The following is a 14,088-nucleotide window of genomic DNA, read 5'->3' as shown; positions in this document are numbered from 1 at the left end:
CGATGAGTCTCGTCGCAGTCGTTCCGAACCAGAAACTGAGGCTTGTGCCAAGCGGATATTTTTCGCGACCGCAGCTCCTTCATTGCTCGCCGATAGGCGCTTCATAGCTGCGAGCCATCGTGCCCGCCGCAACCTGGAGCGAAGAACCGATTACCCAGCAGCCGGCAACAAAGCCGATCAGGCCGTTAGGCAGATTTTGATCAAGGACAAGAATGCTGACGGACAGAGTCGCAGCGATTGCCGCACCGAACGTGCCAGCCGCACTCATAATCTCGACCGGCTCGGAACCGTTCCATTCTTCCGAGATGCTCGATGTCGACCTCTGTGCGCCATGGCCAGCCATATCAATTCCGACGTAATAGCCGACAGCTCCGTAGAGTATTGTTATCAGGACGATCCAGCCGCTTTCGAATAGTCCGGCTTTCTGACGTAACAGGGCCGCCCCAACATAGAGGCCGCCAGATGCACCAACGGCGGCCAGCCCGATTCTTTCAAGAAGATGAGCCGATTTGATCAGACTTGAACGGGCGATCCGAAGATTGCCGACGCGCCTTGTTGCAGAAAAGGCGCTGAAAATTGCGCTGCTTATCTTCATAGGAGCTCCTTCTGAGTAAGTAGCAGCCTACCGGCCGACCCCGAACAGAAGCTGCGTGAGTTGCGCGATGCCCTTTCATTCCAATTTCTGAAGAATCTTTGCTGAGTGATGGGACTGGCTTTGCTCGTGAGCGAGACGGAACCAATCCAAAGCTGCGAGCATGTGGCTGCGCAGGCATTGCATCTCACCCGTGTTTCAAATGATCCGGGTGCGGCAATTTTCGTTGCGAGAGTGGTAATTCAGAAAGAGAGCGAGCGCGTATGAAGCGGTTCACACACGGTCCTCCCTGTCGCTCTATTCGGTCACAATTTCCGAAGGACGCATCTCATTTCGCGATAACGGACGGCGAACATGCTGGATCTGCAACGCGCGGTTGGTCAGCACGCTGCCCGCGTCTGGCCGAAATCAAAGATACGCGCTTGGTTTCGTGAAGCTCGCAGCCTCAGGCCGACCATTCCTCGCCCCACATCTGCACGACGTGACCGGGCGACACTTCGCGATAGCGCCGCACGGGGGGCTGATAATCCGGCGCGCGGACCGGGCTTCTGATCTCGTCGTTGGAGGTTGGACGCGGCGTGCCGCGGCGTGACGGATCGGGCACCGGCACGGCGGCCATCAGCTTTTTGGTGTAGGGGTGCTGGGGGTTGCCGAACACCGACGCGCGCGGGCCGATCTCGACGATCTCGCCGAGAAACATCACGGCGACGCGGTGGCTCATGCGCTCGACCACGGCGATGTCGTGGGAAATAAAGAGATAGGCGAGGCCCATGCTGGCCTGGAGGTCGAGCATCAGGTTCACGACCTGCGCCTTCACCGAGACGTCGAGCGCGGAGACAGCTTCGTCGGCGACGATCAGCTTCGGCCCGAGCGCGAGCGCGCGCGCGATGCAGATGCGCTGCCGCTGGCCGCCGGAGAATTCGTGCGGGAAGCGCGCGGCCATGTCAGCGGAGAGGCCGACGCGGACGAGCAGGTCGGCGACCTTGTCGCGCGCCTGCGACGCCGTTGCCAGTCCGTTGGCAAGCAAAGGCGCAGCGATCGCCGTTCCCACCGACATGCGCGGATTGAGGCTCGCGAACGGATCCTGAAACACGATCTGCATGTGCTTGCGGACATCGCGCAAAGCCCGGCCGTTCATGGCCAGCACATCCTGGCCGTCGATCAGGACGGTGCCGCTGTCCGGCTGCGTCAGCTTCAGGATGGAGCGGCCGGTGGTCGACTTGCCGCAGCCGGATTCGCCGACCAGCGCCAGCGTCTCGCCGGCGCGCAAGGTGAAGGAGACGTTCTCGACCGCATGGACGCGGCCCGAGACCTTGCCGAACAGGCCCGAGCGAATCGGAAAGCGCGTCGTGAGGTTTGAGACTTCCAGCAGAGGCCGCTCGGCGGGCGAGACGGTATCGGGCGTCTCGGCCGGCTCGTCCGACGTGCCCGTCACCTTGTCGACGATCGGAAACCGCATCGGCCGCATCCGCCCGTCCATCGAGCCGAGCCGCGGCACCGCCGCGAGCAGCGCGCGCGTATAGGGATCCGCAGGCGCGGCAAAAATGCGCGCGGTGGCGTCCGTCTCCACCGCCTGCCCGCCATACATCACCACGGTGCGGTCCGCGATCTCGGCGACCACGCCCATGTCGTGGGTGATGAAGAGGATCGACATGCCCTCCTCCTGCTGAAGTTCTTTGAGCAGTTCCAGGATCTGGGCCTGGATGGTGACGTCGAGCGCGGTGGTCGGCTCGTCCGCGATCAGAAGCTTCGGCTTGCAGGCCAGCGCCATCGCGATCATCACGCGCTGGCGCATGCCGCCGGAGAAGCGATGCGGGTGCTCGTGGAAGCGCGACGCCGCCGCAGGGATGCGGACGCGATCGAGCAGGCGGACGGTCTCCGCCTCCGCCGCCGCGCGCGACAGGCCGCGATGCTGGATCAGCGCCTCCGCGATCTGGAAGCCGATGGTGAGCACCGGATTGAGGCTCGTCATCGGCTCCTGGAAGATCATGGCGACGTCATTGCCGCGGATATCCTTCATATCAGCCTCGGGCAGCGCGAGCAGATCGCGCCCCGCCAGCATGACGCGGCCCTCGACCCGGCCGATCTCGCTCGGAATGAGCCGCATGATCGACAGCGCGGTGACGCTCTTGCCCGAGCCGGACTCGCCGACGATCGCGACGGTTTCGCGGGCTGCGATGTCGAACGAGACCTTGCGAACGACGGGAATCCATTGCCGCTCCAGCATGAAGGAGGTGGTGAGGCCGGAGACCGAAAGCACGGAGGACTGTGCTTCGGCAACGGCCTGATCAGATCTTCTTCTGTCGATGCTCATGCGATTGCCCTAATAGCCCCGCCTGCGATCGACCAGCCCCGGCAGCTCCTCGCCGCGGCGGTGACGCGCGATGACGTCGAGCACGAAATCGACGGCCGTATCGGGCGTGGTCATGCTGGCGTTGTGCGGCGTCAGCAGGATACGCGGATGGCTCCAGAACGGGTGGCCTACCGGCAGCGGCTCGGGATCGGTGACGTCGAGCACCGCACCTGATAGCGCGCCGCTGTCGAGGGCTGCGAGGAGATCGGCCTCGACGAGATGCGGGCCGCGTCCGACATTGACGAGCCCTGCCCCGCGCGGCAGGCGCGCGAACAGCTCGGCATTGAGAATGCCGCGCGTTTGATCCGTCAGCGGCAGCAGGCAGACGAGAATGTCGGCCTGCGCCAGAAATTCTGGCAAGGCATCGGCCCCCGCGTAACAGGTGACGCCTTCGATCTCGCGCGGCGAACGATTCCACCCAAGAAGCGGAAAGCCGAACGTCTTGAGCCGTTCCAGCACGGCCTGGCCGAGCTGGCCGAGCCCCATCACGCCGACGTGCCGGCGCCTGGCCGGCGTGATCCGGATCTCGCGCCAGACCTGCTGCCTCTGCTGACTGACGAAATCGAGGAGATCACGGTGCAGGGCAAGCACGGCCATGGTGACGTATTCGACCATGGTCTCGGCAATGCCGGGCTCCAGCATGCGGACCAGCGGGATGTGCGCCGGGACTGTCGTGGTGTCGAACTGATCGACGCCCGCGCCCACCGAGAAGACCAGCTCGAGATTGGGAAAGGTCGTCGTGATGTCATCCGGCGGCACCCAGGCCACGAGATAGCGCACCGCGGCCGGATCGCCGATGTCGGGCCAGAGCCGGAACGGCACATCAGGCGCGCGCTCCGCGAAGAAGAGCGCCCACTCGGCGCCGCGCACCATATTGGCCTTGTAGAGAACCGTCATGCCGGCCTCAGAACGGGCTGACCGGCGCGAGCCGGCGGCCGTCGATCATGCGCTTGTGGCTGTAGGCGGCCGGATCGACAAGCGGCGTCGCGCCGGTCACGAGGTCGGCGGCGAGCTTGCCGGCGGCGGGACCGATGCCGAAACCGTGGCCGGAGAAGCCGGTCGCGAGGAAGAAACCCGGCAGCGCATCGACCGGTGAGATCACCGGTATCGTATCGGGCGTGCAGTCGATGGTGCCGCCCCAGGCTTCGGCGATCTCGATGTCCTTCAATTCCGGATTCGACTTGATCAGCGCCGCCAGCGCCGCATTGACCAGCGACATGTCGGGCGCGGGATCGCGCACGCGCTCGGCCTCGAACGGCGATGGCTTGTCGAAACTCCAGCTGGTGCCGCGCATGAGCTGATCGAAGAACGATTTGCCGAACGAAAGCTTCAATCCGTTCTTGCGATGCTGATAGGTCGGCCAGAACGTGCGCGCGTAACGGAACAGGTCCGGCGACAGCTCGACCGTGCCGCGGTTGCGCAGCGCCAGCGTGAAGCCGCCGTCGAGGCGGCGGCGGATGCAGTAGAAATCGGTGCCGAGCGCGCCGGAGGTGATCTCCGGTCCCGGCGTGGTCCGGCACGCGGTGGCGTTGACGAGTCCGATCGGCAGCTCGATGCCGTGGCGGCGGCAGAACAGCGACGACCACGCGCCGCCCGCCAGCAGCACGGATTGCGTGCGGATGGTGCCCTTCTCGGTGACGACGGCGCTGACCCTCCCGCCCGTCGTCTCCAGCCCGCGCGCGGCGCAGCCCTGGTGGATGGTGACGCCGTGCTTGCGTGCGGCGGTGGCGAGCGCAGGGACGGCCATCGACGGCTCGGCGCGGCCATCGCTCGGCGTGTGCAGGCCGCCGACCCATGTGTCGGCGTTGCCGGGCATGCGCTCGGCGACCTCGGCCGGCGTCAGCACGGTGGAGTGAACCTGCATCTCGCGCGCGACCGCGGCCCAGCGCTCCCAGCTGGCGAGTTCGTCCTTGCTCTTGGTCAGGAACAACACCCCGGTTCGCCGGAAGCCGGCATCGACGCCGGCATCGTTCTGCATGTCCTCCCACAGAAGCAGCGCCTCGCGCGCGAGCGGGATCTCCTCGCGTGCGCGGCCTTGCTGGCGGCACCAGCCCCAATTGCGGCTCGACTGCTCGCCGCCGACATGGCCCTTCTCGACCAGCGCGACGGAGTGCCCCTTCTTCGCCAGATGATAGGCGGCCGAGACGCCGATGACGCCGCCGCCGATGACGACGACATCTACCTGCGCCGGCAGGCGTTCGTCGCTGTTGATGCGGTTGAGCGGCGGGGACATGGGGCACTCCTGGAGTTCAGTTCGAGTTCTTGCGCGTCAGAGGTCTTGCGCGTCACGGGATGTTCATTCGCGGATCGAGCGCATCGCGCAGGCCGTCACCGAGAAAGTTGAAGCTGGTCACCGCGAGCGTGATGGCGACGCCCGGCGCGATCGCGAGCCAGGGCGCGCTGGTGAGATAGATCTGCGCATTGTTGAGCATGTTGCCCCAGCTCGCCGCCGGCGGCTGGATGCCGTAGCCGAGATAGCTGACATAGGATTCGAGCAGGATCGCCTTGGCGACGTTGAGCGTCGCGGCAACGACGATCGGCGCGATCGCGTTGGGCACGAGCTCGCGGAACATGATGCGCAGGTTCGAGGAGCCGAACGCGAGCGCGGCGACCGCAAACTCACGCTCGCGCAGCGAACGCACCTGGGCTTCGACCACGCGGGCCACCGCCATCCAGGCCGTGGCGGCGATCAATATGGTGGTGGTGACGAGACCGGGCTCGGTCAGCGCTGCGAGGGCCAGCAGCAGGAAGATGGTCGGAAAGCACAGCACGGCGTCGACGAGCCGCATCAACACCGCGCCGACCGCGCCGCCATAGAACCCGGCAAAGGCGCCGACGACAATGCCGACCGCCATCGCGATCACCATCGCGACGATGCCGATCGAGAGCGAGACCCGCCCGCCCATCATCAACCGTGCCAGCACGTCGCGGCCGAGCTCGTCGGTGCCGAGAATATGCGCGCCGGAGAGCGGCGGCGCGAACCGCTTCATGATGTCGATGTAGGTGTCGTCGAACGGCAGCAGGTAGGGGCCGAACGTCGAACCGAGCACGAGCACGAGGATGATCAAGGCGCCCGCGAGCGCCAACCGATGCCGGCGAAAGCGCCGCCACGCGGCCTGGCCGGGCGCGAGCTGAACGGTGGAGAAGGCTGCGGTCGCCATCGCTTCAGCCCACCCGGATGCGCGGATCGACGACGGCATAGAGGATGTCTGCCAGCAGCGAGCCGATCAGCACCATCGTCGCCGAGAACATCAGGATGCCCATCACCACGGGATAGTCGCGGTAACCAATCGAATCCAGGAACAGGCGGCCCATGCCCGGCCAGGTGAACACGGTCTCCGCCACCAGCGCACCGCCCAGCAGCGTCGGAAACTGCAGGCCGGCGACCGTGATCATCGGCAGCAGCGCGTTGCGAAGCGCGTGCACCGTGAGAATGCGCCATTCCGGCATGCCCTTGGCGCGTGCAGTGCGGATGTAGTCCTGGTTGATGACCTCGAGCATCGAGGAGCGCATGAAACGGCCCCACATCGCGGTCTCGACCAGCGCCAGCACCATGGCCGGCGCGATCAGATGATGCAGCAGGTCGAGGAAGGAGCCGTCGCCAATGGTATGCCGGTTGCCCGCCGGCAGCCAGCCGAGCTTGACCGAGAAGACGTAGATGGTGACGAGGCCGAACCAGAAGGTCGGGATCGACAGCGCGATCATGGCACCGACGGTGGCGAGCGTATCGAACAGCGAGTAGCGGCGTAGCGCGCCAAGGATGCCGATCCAGCAGCCGAGCAGCACCGCGATGATGGTCGCCGTCGCCATCAGCTCCAGCGTGGCGCCGAGATGCGAGGAGATCACCGACAGCACCGCCTCGCCGTCGCGATACGACTTGCCCCAATCACCCCGCACCATGCGGCCGAACCAGTCGAGATATTGGACCGGCAGCGGACGATCGAGGCCGAGCTGCCTGGTGACGCGGTCGAGATCCTCCTGCGTCATCTGGCTTGAGACGGCAAACTGCGACAGCGGCCCGCCGGGCGCCAGATGCAGGATGGCGAAGCCGATCCCCGAGACGATCACGAGCAGCATGATCGCCTGCGCCAGGCGATTGACGACGTAGCGGGCCATCTCAGGCGATCCGACCAGCCCGAGACATCAGGCCCAATACCATTCGCGCATGTTCCAGCTGTTGATCGACATGTTGATGTTGGGACGGAAGCCTTGCAGCCCCTCCTTGATGCCCTCGGCGATGAAGCCCTGGAACAGCGGCAGGATGGCGAGGTCGTTGCGGATCAGCTTTTGCAGCTCGCCATAGGTGGCCTTGCGTTGCGCCAGGTCGAATTGCTTGGCGCCTTCAGACAACAGCCGGTCGGCCTGCGCGCTTTGATATTGATAAGTGTTGAAGCCGCGGCCGCCCTTGGCGGGAATGGCGCCGGAGCCGAAGCGCGGCGTCACGTCGGGGTCGCTGCCCAGCATGAAGTTCACGCCGACGATCACTGAATTGAACTTCGATTGCTGCCAGAAGTCGCCCCAGATCACGGCCGCCGGCATGTTGCTGACGCGCATCGCCGCGCCAATGGCCCGCCAGTCCTGGATCAGGAGCTGCTGGCACTGTTCGCGCACGGCACTGCCCGCCGTCGTCGAGTTGGTGAATTCGAGCTTGACGCCGCCCTTCTCGCGAATGCCGCCGGAGCCGCGAACCCAGCCCGCGGCGTCGAGCAGCGCGTTGGCCTTGGCAGGATCGTATTTGTGCTGCGGCAGACCCTGCTGGAACGACCAGGCCTGCTGCGGCACGAAGCTCTCGGTCGGCGTCGGCAGACCGTAATTCAGCGCGTCGATGATCGCCTGCTTGTTGATGGCGAGATAGAGCGCCTCGCGCACGGCACGATCAGTGAAAGGACCAAAATCCAGGTTCGGCGCGATATGCTCTACCGAGGAGGTCGAAGAGACGAAGATCTTGCGGCCCTTCAGCGTCTTTGCCTCCTGCACGAAGTTCGGCAGGATGCCTTGCAGGCCGGTGTAGTCGACCTGACCGGTGCGGAACTGGGTGTAGAGAACGGTCAGGTCCGGAATGTATTTGAAAACGACGCGTTCGACGTAAGGTCCTTTGCCATGATAACCGGTATGGGCATTCAGCTGGATGTGGTCGCCCGGCACGCGCTCGGCCCAGCGGAACGGCCCGGTACCGATGGGTGCGTTGTGGAACGGCGAGGAATTAGGATCGGACACCTTCTCGAGGATGTGCTTGGGCACGATGAAGGTGAGCGAGAGAATTGACATATATGGCGAATAGGGAGCCTCCATTCGCCAGTGGATCTCGTCGGGCGCGACGACCTTGATGTCCTTGACGAGGCTGTGGCCGACGCGGTTGCGGACGCGGAAATCGGGATTGTTGATCAGCTCGAGCGAGAACTTGACATCCTCGGCCGTGAACGGCGTGCCGTCGTGCCATTTCACGTCGCTGCGCAGCTTGATCTTCCACGTCAGGCCGTCGGCCGAGAGGCCGCCATTCTCGATGGTCGGGACTTCGCGGGCGAGGTCGGGAACGAATTTCCCGTCGGGCTCGATGTACCAGAGCGGCGAGAACACCTGCCACCAGATGCCCTGGTCGACCTCGATGCCCGGCATCAACGGATGAAAGACGGTCGGCTCCTGCGACAGCGCAGCAATCACCTGCCCACGCGGCTTGTCCGGGGGATTGGCCGGACGTTCGGTTTGTGCGACGGCGCTCCCTGAAAGTGTCCAGCCTGCGGCTGCGCCCGCACCGAGCTGGAAGAATTGACGGCGATTCGGAATGCCGAGATGCCCTGCCGCAACGCCGAACTTGCCGGTGTTGTCTACCATGACCCACTCTCCGTTCCGCACGCGGCACCCCCGCGCCCCCGAGACCCCGGCAAAGGGACAGGAGTGGGCTTTAGTGCTTCTAAATTTTTCTCGCAAAATTTCATCACGACTAAATACAGCTGTCAATCGCATTGCTAGAATGCGCCAGCTTTTCACTCTGACTAAAGCGACGGGACTCGATACCCGAGGCTGAGACGATGCATGGGAGAGCGACATGGATGGTCGCGGCGATACCAACGGCACCAAGGACAGCCCGACGATCGAAGCTGACGATGCGGTCGACCAGCGCCTGGGTGAAACCGTGCGGCTGCTGCGTCAGCGCGCCGGCCTGTCGATCCAGGACGTCGCCAACAAGACCGGTCTGTCGACCGGCATGATCAGCCAGCTCGAACGTGCGCGCGCGATGCCGTCGATCCGCACGCTGCGCCTGCTCTCAATCGCGCTCGACGTTCCCATCTCCTATTTCTTCGAGAGCAGCGATCCCACTGATGCGCCGCGCTACACCGTGCGCAAGAACGCCAGGCGGCTGCTGCGGCTCACCGCCAGCGGCGTCGTCAAGGAAGCGCTGACGCCGGAAGGCAATGGCCAGCTCGAGCTCTACGAGCTCACGCTCAATCCCGGCGCCTCCTCCGGCACCGACTTCCTGCAGCACACCGGCGAGAAGGCGGGCTACATCCTCTCGGGCAGCCTGCGGCTGTGGCTCGACAACCAGGCCCATGTGCTGGAAGCCGGCGACAGCTTTCGTTTTCCGAGCATCGTGCCGCACATGTTCGACAACCCGACCCAGCAGGTGGCGCGCGTGATCTGGGTGACGACGCTGCGCCAGACCGACTCGCCGGCGGGTTGAGTCCGGCATCAAGGTCTGGCGAGACGGATCTAGCTCATCCTTCGCCGCAGCGTGGCTGACGGCGTCTCGCCGAATTTCTCGCGGTAGGCGCCGGCCATGCGGCCGAGATGGGTGAAGCCGAGATCGAAGGCCATCTCGGTGATGGAAACATCGGGTGCGGCTTGCGCGAGGCGCGCATTGAGGCCGGCGAGGCGCATGTCGAGCAGCATCTGCGAGATCGACACGCCGAAGTGACGGCGGAAGCCGAGCTGCAGCGCGCGGATGCCGATGCCGGAGGCGCAGGCGAGCTGCGCGAGGTCGAGCGGCTCGCCGGCATGGTCGGCAAGGTGGTCGCGCGCGGCGCGAAGGGCACGCGGCAAACGCTCGGCCTGTCCTGAGAAAGTTTCAATCGCATCCGACAGGCCATGCCGCTGCCGGTTGAGCAGATGATCGAGCAGCGCTTCGCGCCAATCGGCCATTGCGGCCGGCGACAGCCGGCCTGATGGTCCGAGACGCTCGGCGAGTGTCATCAGCTCGGCGAGCCTCGTCTGCAGGGCCCGCCCGGACGGCGCATCCAGCTCGATCACCGGATCGAACTCGACCACCCCGGTCGCCCTGCCCGACAAGGCCGCGGCGCGCTGCTCGACCATGCGGCGATCGAGCAGCAGGATCGCCTGCGCACAATCGCTCCACATCATCCGGGTCGGAATTGTCGGCGACAGCAGCGACGCGATCCGGTCCGGGGCCGCATCGAGCTCACGACGACCGGCACGAATGCGGGCGCTGCCAGCAAGCGGGACCTGCACCAGGAAGAAGCGCTCGAGGCAGCCCGGATCGATGCTGACCGCTCCACCATAGGCGACGTAGTTGATGGAGAAACCCTCGAACGCCGCGCAATTGTGCCGGGCCGAGAAGCCGGCCGCGCGCGCCTGTGTCGGCTTGAGATCATGCGGGCAGAAGATGCGCCCGATCTGCTCGGCCGCCTCGTCGACGTCATCAGTGGTGACGCGGGCGAAGGCCGCAAGCCGTTCGGCTGCAGAGGCTGTTGCGCTCATTTCCAGCTCGGCTGCGGACATCGTCGACCATGCTTCGCGCCCGGAATTCCTTTAAGCCTATAATAGTTCCGCGGGGGCGAAAAGGGCCGGAGCTCGCAAATTCGTCGTGCTGCATGGCAATAGGTTCATCCGGATTCGTTTAGCGGATAGACAGGCGGTCCGTCCTCGGACGATGCTCCGTCCCCGCCGGAATCCATGAGGAGCAAGCCATGACTGCACTCGAAAAAGGCATCACCGCGAACGGCACAGGCTACGGCGGCAAGAGCTGGAACATCCTTGGCCAGGTCTATTTCCCCAAGGCCGTCACCGACTCCACTTTCGCGTTCGAGACCAACAGCGATCCCGGCCAGTTCGTGCCGGTGCATATCCATCCGACCCAGGACGAGTTCATCCTGGTGCAGGAAGGCACGCTCGATCTCAAGCTCGACGGTCAATGGGTCAAGGCCAATGCCGGCGACCTCGTGCGCATGCCACGCGGCATCCCGCACGGCTATTTCAACAAGTCCGACAAGCCGTGCCGCGCGCTGTTCTGGGTCTCACCGATGCAGAAGCTGGAGGCGCTGTTCAACCAGCTGCACAATCTGACCGACCCGGCCGAGGTCGTGCGCATCTCGGCGCTGCATGAGGTCGACTTCCTGCCGCCTGAGGCCAACGACTAGCCGTCGCCGCTTCCTCCGCTTGCATCTGCTTGCAGCCCCGGCCGGCCGCGCCTTGTGGCCGAACGCGGCCGCTTGCGCCAAACACATCGAGCAATCCCATGGTCAGCCCAAAACATGTCTGCGTGATCGGCGCCGGCGTCTCCGGCCTTGCCGCCGCGAAAGCATTCTCCACCCGAGGCCACCGCGTCACGATCGTCGAGCGCAGCTCAGATCTCGGCGGCGTCTGGGAGCCGGCGCGCTCCTACCCCGAGGTGCAGACCCAGAGCCCGAAGGAGCTCTACCGCTACACCGACCGCGCCATGCCGGATGCCTATCCGGAATGGCCGACCGGGCCGCAGGTCCACGCCTACCTCGCCGATTATGCCAAGAGTTTTGGCCTCGAGCGCATGCTGCGGCTCAACACCGAAGTCGCCGGCATGGCGCGCCGTGCCGACGGCAGGCCGGGATGGACGCTCGCCTTGAAGGACAAGAACGGCACGACCACGAGCGAGGATTTCGATTTCGTCGCGGTCTGCACCGGGCAGTTCAACGAGCCGCGCGAGCTGCATTGCCCCGGCGAGGACGGCTTTCTGGCGCAGGGCGGCCAGATCCTGCACTCGTCGACATACGGCGATCCGACACTGGCGAAGGGACGCCGCGTCGTCGTGCTCGGCGGCTCGAAGTCCGCGACCGACATCGCCGTGAATGCGGTGAAGTCAGGTGCGCGCGAGGTCACCATCGTGATGCGTGAGCCGGTCTGGCGCATTCCCTATTTCATCGGCGGTCTCGTGAACTTCAAGCGCATCCTCTACATCCGCGCGCAGGAGGAGATGTTTCCGGGTTGGGGCATCAGCACGATGGGACGGCTCGCGCACCGCCTCGCCGCGCCGCTGGTCTGGGCCAATTGGCGCGGGCTGGAGAGCCTGTTGAAGGCGCAGCTCAAGCTCGGCCGCTGCAACATGGTGCCGAAGGAGCGCATCGAGGACGGCGTCAACTGCTCGGTGCCCATCGCAACGCCGGGCTTCTACCCGATGGTCGCCGACGGCCGCATCAAGGCCGTGTTCGGCACGTTCGACCATTATGAGGGCGACAGCATCGTGATGAGTGGTGGCGAGCGCGTGGGCGCCGACGTCGCCGTGCTCGCGATCGGCTACAAGCTCGGCGTGCCGTTCCTGCCCGAGGCCTACCGGCAGAAACTGGTCGATGCCGACGGGCAGTACCGGCTCTATCGCCTGATCGCCAATCCGGATCTGCCCGAGCTCGGCTTCGTCGGCTTCAACTCCTCGTTCTGCACCGTGCTCTGCGCCGACCTCGCGGCGAACTGGCTGGTGCGTTATGCCGACGGCCAGCTCGCGAACCAGCCGACGGCACAGGCGATGCGCGACAACATCGAGATGATGCTGCACTTCAAGCGCGTCGAGCGGCCGGCCGCGGGCGTCTATGGCGGGCTGTGCGTCGCACCCTATCACTACCGCCATTTCGACGAGCTGATGGCCGATATCGGCGCGAAGAACCAGAAGACCGGCGGGCTCAAAGGACGCTTCCAACCTCCGGATGCGGATGCTTACGGCAAATTCCTCGCGACGGCGCCGGACTATCGGGCGGCGTGAGAGGAGAATTGCGGCAGCTCGCCTCCGGAGTCTACGATCTCGCTGGCCATCGAATCGACGGGAACCAGCCACAGGATCGGTCATGGGATCGAGACGACTTGCCGCCGCGGCGCTTGCGGCCGTTGCCTTCTTCGTGGCGGCGCCGGTCGATGCGCAGAAGGCACCGTCGCCGCAGCAATCGGCGGCGCTCGCCACTTACGAGCGCGCGCTCGGCGACTTCAAATCCGTGCTCGCCGAGCGGCGGCGCCAGATCGAGGCGAAGCAGCCGCTGCCGAACCTGCCGGGGCAGGCGCTGTATCTCGCACGCGTCGCCGTCATCAGCAGCTACAAGGACTTGACCGACGTCACGCCGTCGCGGATCGGCCGGCCCAACAAGTTCGAGATTCCCCCGGCCTATTTCGACGCCGACATCGAGCCGCTGGTCGAGGAATACGGCAGGCTGTTCGACATCATGGAGGCGCCGCCTGCCGGCGCGCAGAGCTCGCCGACGCCGTTCAAGGACGTCGTCGACCTCGCGGTTGCGATCGCGCGCGCCAAGGGGCTCGCGCCTGAACATGCCGAGACGGCGGGGCGCATCAGCCTCGGGCTCTTCTTTGCCGAGACCAACGGCAAGCAGAATGTCCGCAATGCGCGCTCCAACACCTATATGGGCAGCTTCCAGACCGGCCCCTCCGAGGACCGCAACGGCCGTCGGAAATGGGAGAAGATCAAGGCCGACGTCGCTGCGATCGATCCGCACCTGAGCGCGCGCAACGACAGGGAAGAGGCGCGCGCCCGTGGCACCGACCAGCGCTTCAACCATTGGACCAACGTCCGCAACGGGTTGATGAACGCGCACGCCGATCTGTTCCGCGAGATTCCGGGAATCGTCAAGACGCTGCCCGACCCGATCGACCAGATGAAGCTGTTCCAGCTGATCCAGATCGTTCCTACCCCGACGCGGTCCGCGCTCAAATCGGGCGATCTCCTGAACTATCGGGTGTCGAGCCCCAGAATCATGAGGTACCTGCGCAACAACAGCATTTTTGCCTTCGGACAGGCCGACCGGGCAAAGACCTCGGCGAGCTACCGCGAGATCTTCGCCGCGATGTGGCTGTTCAACCGGAAGTTCGAGAAAGCGATAGCGAGATACGCCGAGATCAAGCCGCGCTGAGGGATCGTTGCAACCGCCGGTGGAGGTTG

12 protein-coding genes are annotated in these 14,088 nt (G+C 65.1%); 4 read left to right on the top strand and 8 right to left on the bottom strand.

Annotation, left to right across the window (positions count from 1 at the left end):
- Window positions 1-79: 79 nt before the first annotated feature.
- From N2605_RS07780 to N2605_RS07750, 7 genes are all read right to left on the bottom strand, one after another.
- Complete coding sequence (locus N2605_RS07780) at window positions 80-595, bottom strand: hypothetical protein (protein ID WP_260346234.1); 516 nt, start codon at window positions 593-595, stop codon at window positions 80-82.
- A 442-nt stretch (window positions 596-1,037) separates the two neighbouring features.
- Window positions 1,038-2,906 (bottom strand): ABC transporter ATP-binding protein, encoded by a 1,869-nt coding sequence (locus tag N2605_RS07775; protein ID WP_085972359.1) that lies wholly within the window; start codon window positions 2,904-2,906, stop codon window positions 1,038-1,040.
- A 9-nt stretch (window positions 2,907-2,915) separates the two neighbouring features.
- Complete coding sequence (locus tag N2605_RS07770; RefSeq protein WP_109144733.1) at window positions 2,916-3,842, bottom strand: 2-hydroxyacid dehydrogenase; 927 nt, start codon at window positions 3,840-3,842, stop codon at window positions 2,916-2,918.
- 7 nt (window positions 3,843-3,849) lie between these two features.
- A complete protein-coding gene (locus N2605_RS07765) occupies window positions 3,850-5,178 on the bottom strand; it encodes an NAD(P)/FAD-dependent oxidoreductase (protein WP_036013132.1) in 1,329 nt (442 codons plus the stop codon).
- Between the two features lie 52 nt (window positions 5,179-5,230).
- Window positions 5,231-6,106, bottom strand: coding sequence for an ABC transporter permease (locus tag N2605_RS07760; protein WP_074447543.1), 876 nt, complete (start codon window positions 6,104-6,106; stop codon window positions 5,231-5,233).
- 4 nt (window positions 6,107-6,110) lie between these two features.
- The gene (locus tag N2605_RS07755; RefSeq protein WP_036028549.1) at window positions 6,111-7,061 is read right to left on the bottom strand and encodes an ABC transporter permease; all 951 of its coding nucleotides are present in this window, start codon (window positions 7,059-7,061) and stop codon (window positions 6,111-6,113) included.
- Window positions 7,062-7,088: 27 nt separating this feature from the next.
- Window positions 7,089-8,777, bottom strand: coding sequence for a peptide ABC transporter substrate-binding protein (locus N2605_RS07750; protein WP_260346233.1), 1,689 nt, complete (start codon window positions 8,775-8,777; stop codon window positions 7,089-7,091).
- A gap of 214 nt (window positions 8,778-8,991) precedes the next feature.
- Between N2605_RS07750 and N2605_RS07745 the strand changes: the two genes are divergently transcribed.
- Window positions 8,992-9,624 (top strand): cupin domain-containing protein, encoded by a 633-nt coding sequence (locus tag N2605_RS07745; protein WP_260346232.1) that lies wholly within the window; start codon window positions 8,992-8,994, stop codon window positions 9,622-9,624.
- 29 nt (window positions 9,625-9,653) lie between these two features.
- On the opposite strand, the gene N2605_RS07740 is transcribed toward N2605_RS07745, so the two are convergent.
- A complete protein-coding gene (locus N2605_RS07740; RefSeq protein ID WP_109144736.1) occupies window positions 9,654-10,679 on the bottom strand; it encodes an AraC family transcriptional regulator in 1,026 nt (341 codons plus the stop codon).
- A 188-nt stretch (window positions 10,680-10,867) separates the two neighbouring features.
- Here N2605_RS07740 and N2605_RS07735 point away from each other — a divergent pair, with 188 nt between their 5' ends.
- From N2605_RS07735 to N2605_RS07725, 3 genes are all read left to right on the top strand, one after another.
- A complete protein-coding gene (locus tag N2605_RS07735; RefSeq protein WP_036042217.1) occupies window positions 10,868-11,317 on the top strand; it encodes a cupin domain-containing protein in 450 nt (149 codons plus the stop codon).
- Window positions 11,318-11,415: 98 nt separating this feature from the next.
- Window positions 11,416-12,906, top strand: a complete 1,491-nt coding sequence (locus N2605_RS07730; protein ID WP_260346231.1) for a flavin-containing monooxygenase — start codon at window positions 11,416-11,418, stop codon at window positions 12,904-12,906.
- Between the two features lie 82 nt (window positions 12,907-12,988).
- Window positions 12,989-14,059, top strand: a complete 1,071-nt coding sequence (locus tag N2605_RS07725; protein WP_260346230.1) for a hypothetical protein — start codon at window positions 12,989-12,991, stop codon at window positions 14,057-14,059.
- Window positions 14,060-14,088: the final 29 nt, after the last annotated feature.

The organism is Bradyrhizobium yuanmingense (assembly GCF_025200905.1).
In the GTDB taxonomy this organism is placed as follows: domain Bacteria; phylum Pseudomonadota; class Alphaproteobacteria; order Rhizobiales; family Xanthobacteraceae; genus Bradyrhizobium; species Bradyrhizobium yuanmingense.
Note: the sequence above shows the minus strand (reverse complement) of the source record. Positions and strands in the feature narration are given on the sequence as shown.

Bases quoted from the DNA above. Each gene is read 5' to 3' on its own strand.
- N2605_RS07780 (WP_260346234.1), bottom strand. From the start codon at position 595: ATGAAGATAAGCAGCGCAATTTTCAGCGCCTTTTCTGCAACAAGGCGC.
- N2605_RS07775 (WP_085972359.1), bottom strand. From the start codon at position 2,906: ATGAGCATCGACAGAAGAAGATCTGATCAGGCCGTTGCCGAAGCACAG.
- N2605_RS07770 (WP_109144733.1), bottom strand. From the start codon at position 3,842: ATGACGGTTCTCTACAAGGCCAATATGGTGCGCGGCGCCGAGTGGGCG.
- N2605_RS07765 (WP_036013132.1), bottom strand. From the start codon at position 5,178: ATGTCCCCGCCGCTCAACCGCATCAACAGCGACGAACGCCTGCCGGCG.
- N2605_RS07760 (WP_074447543.1), bottom strand. From the start codon at position 6,106: ATGGCGACCGCAGCCTTCTCCACCGTTCAGCTCGCGCCCGGCCAGGCC.
- N2605_RS07755 (WP_036028549.1), bottom strand. From the start codon at position 7,061: ATGGCCCGCTACGTCGTCAATCGCCTGGCGCAGGCGATCATGCTGCTC.
- N2605_RS07750 (WP_260346233.1), bottom strand. From the start codon at position 8,777: ATGGTAGACAACACCGGCAAGTTCGGCGTTGCGGCAGGGCATCTCGGC.
- N2605_RS07745 (WP_260346232.1), top strand. From the start codon at position 8,992: ATGGATGGTCGCGGCGATACCAACGGCACCAAGGACAGCCCGACGATC.
- N2605_RS07740 (WP_109144736.1), bottom strand. From the start codon at position 10,679: ATGTCCGCAGCCGAGCTGGAAATGAGCGCAACAGCCTCTGCAGCCGAA.
- N2605_RS07735 (WP_036042217.1), top strand. From the start codon at position 10,868: ATGACTGCACTCGAAAAAGGCATCACCGCGAACGGCACAGGCTACGGC.
- N2605_RS07730 (WP_260346231.1), top strand. From the start codon at position 11,416: ATGGTCAGCCCAAAACATGTCTGCGTGATCGGCGCCGGCGTCTCCGGC.
- N2605_RS07725 (WP_260346230.1), top strand. From the start codon at position 12,989: ATGGGATCGAGACGACTTGCCGCCGCGGCGCTTGCGGCCGTTGCCTTC.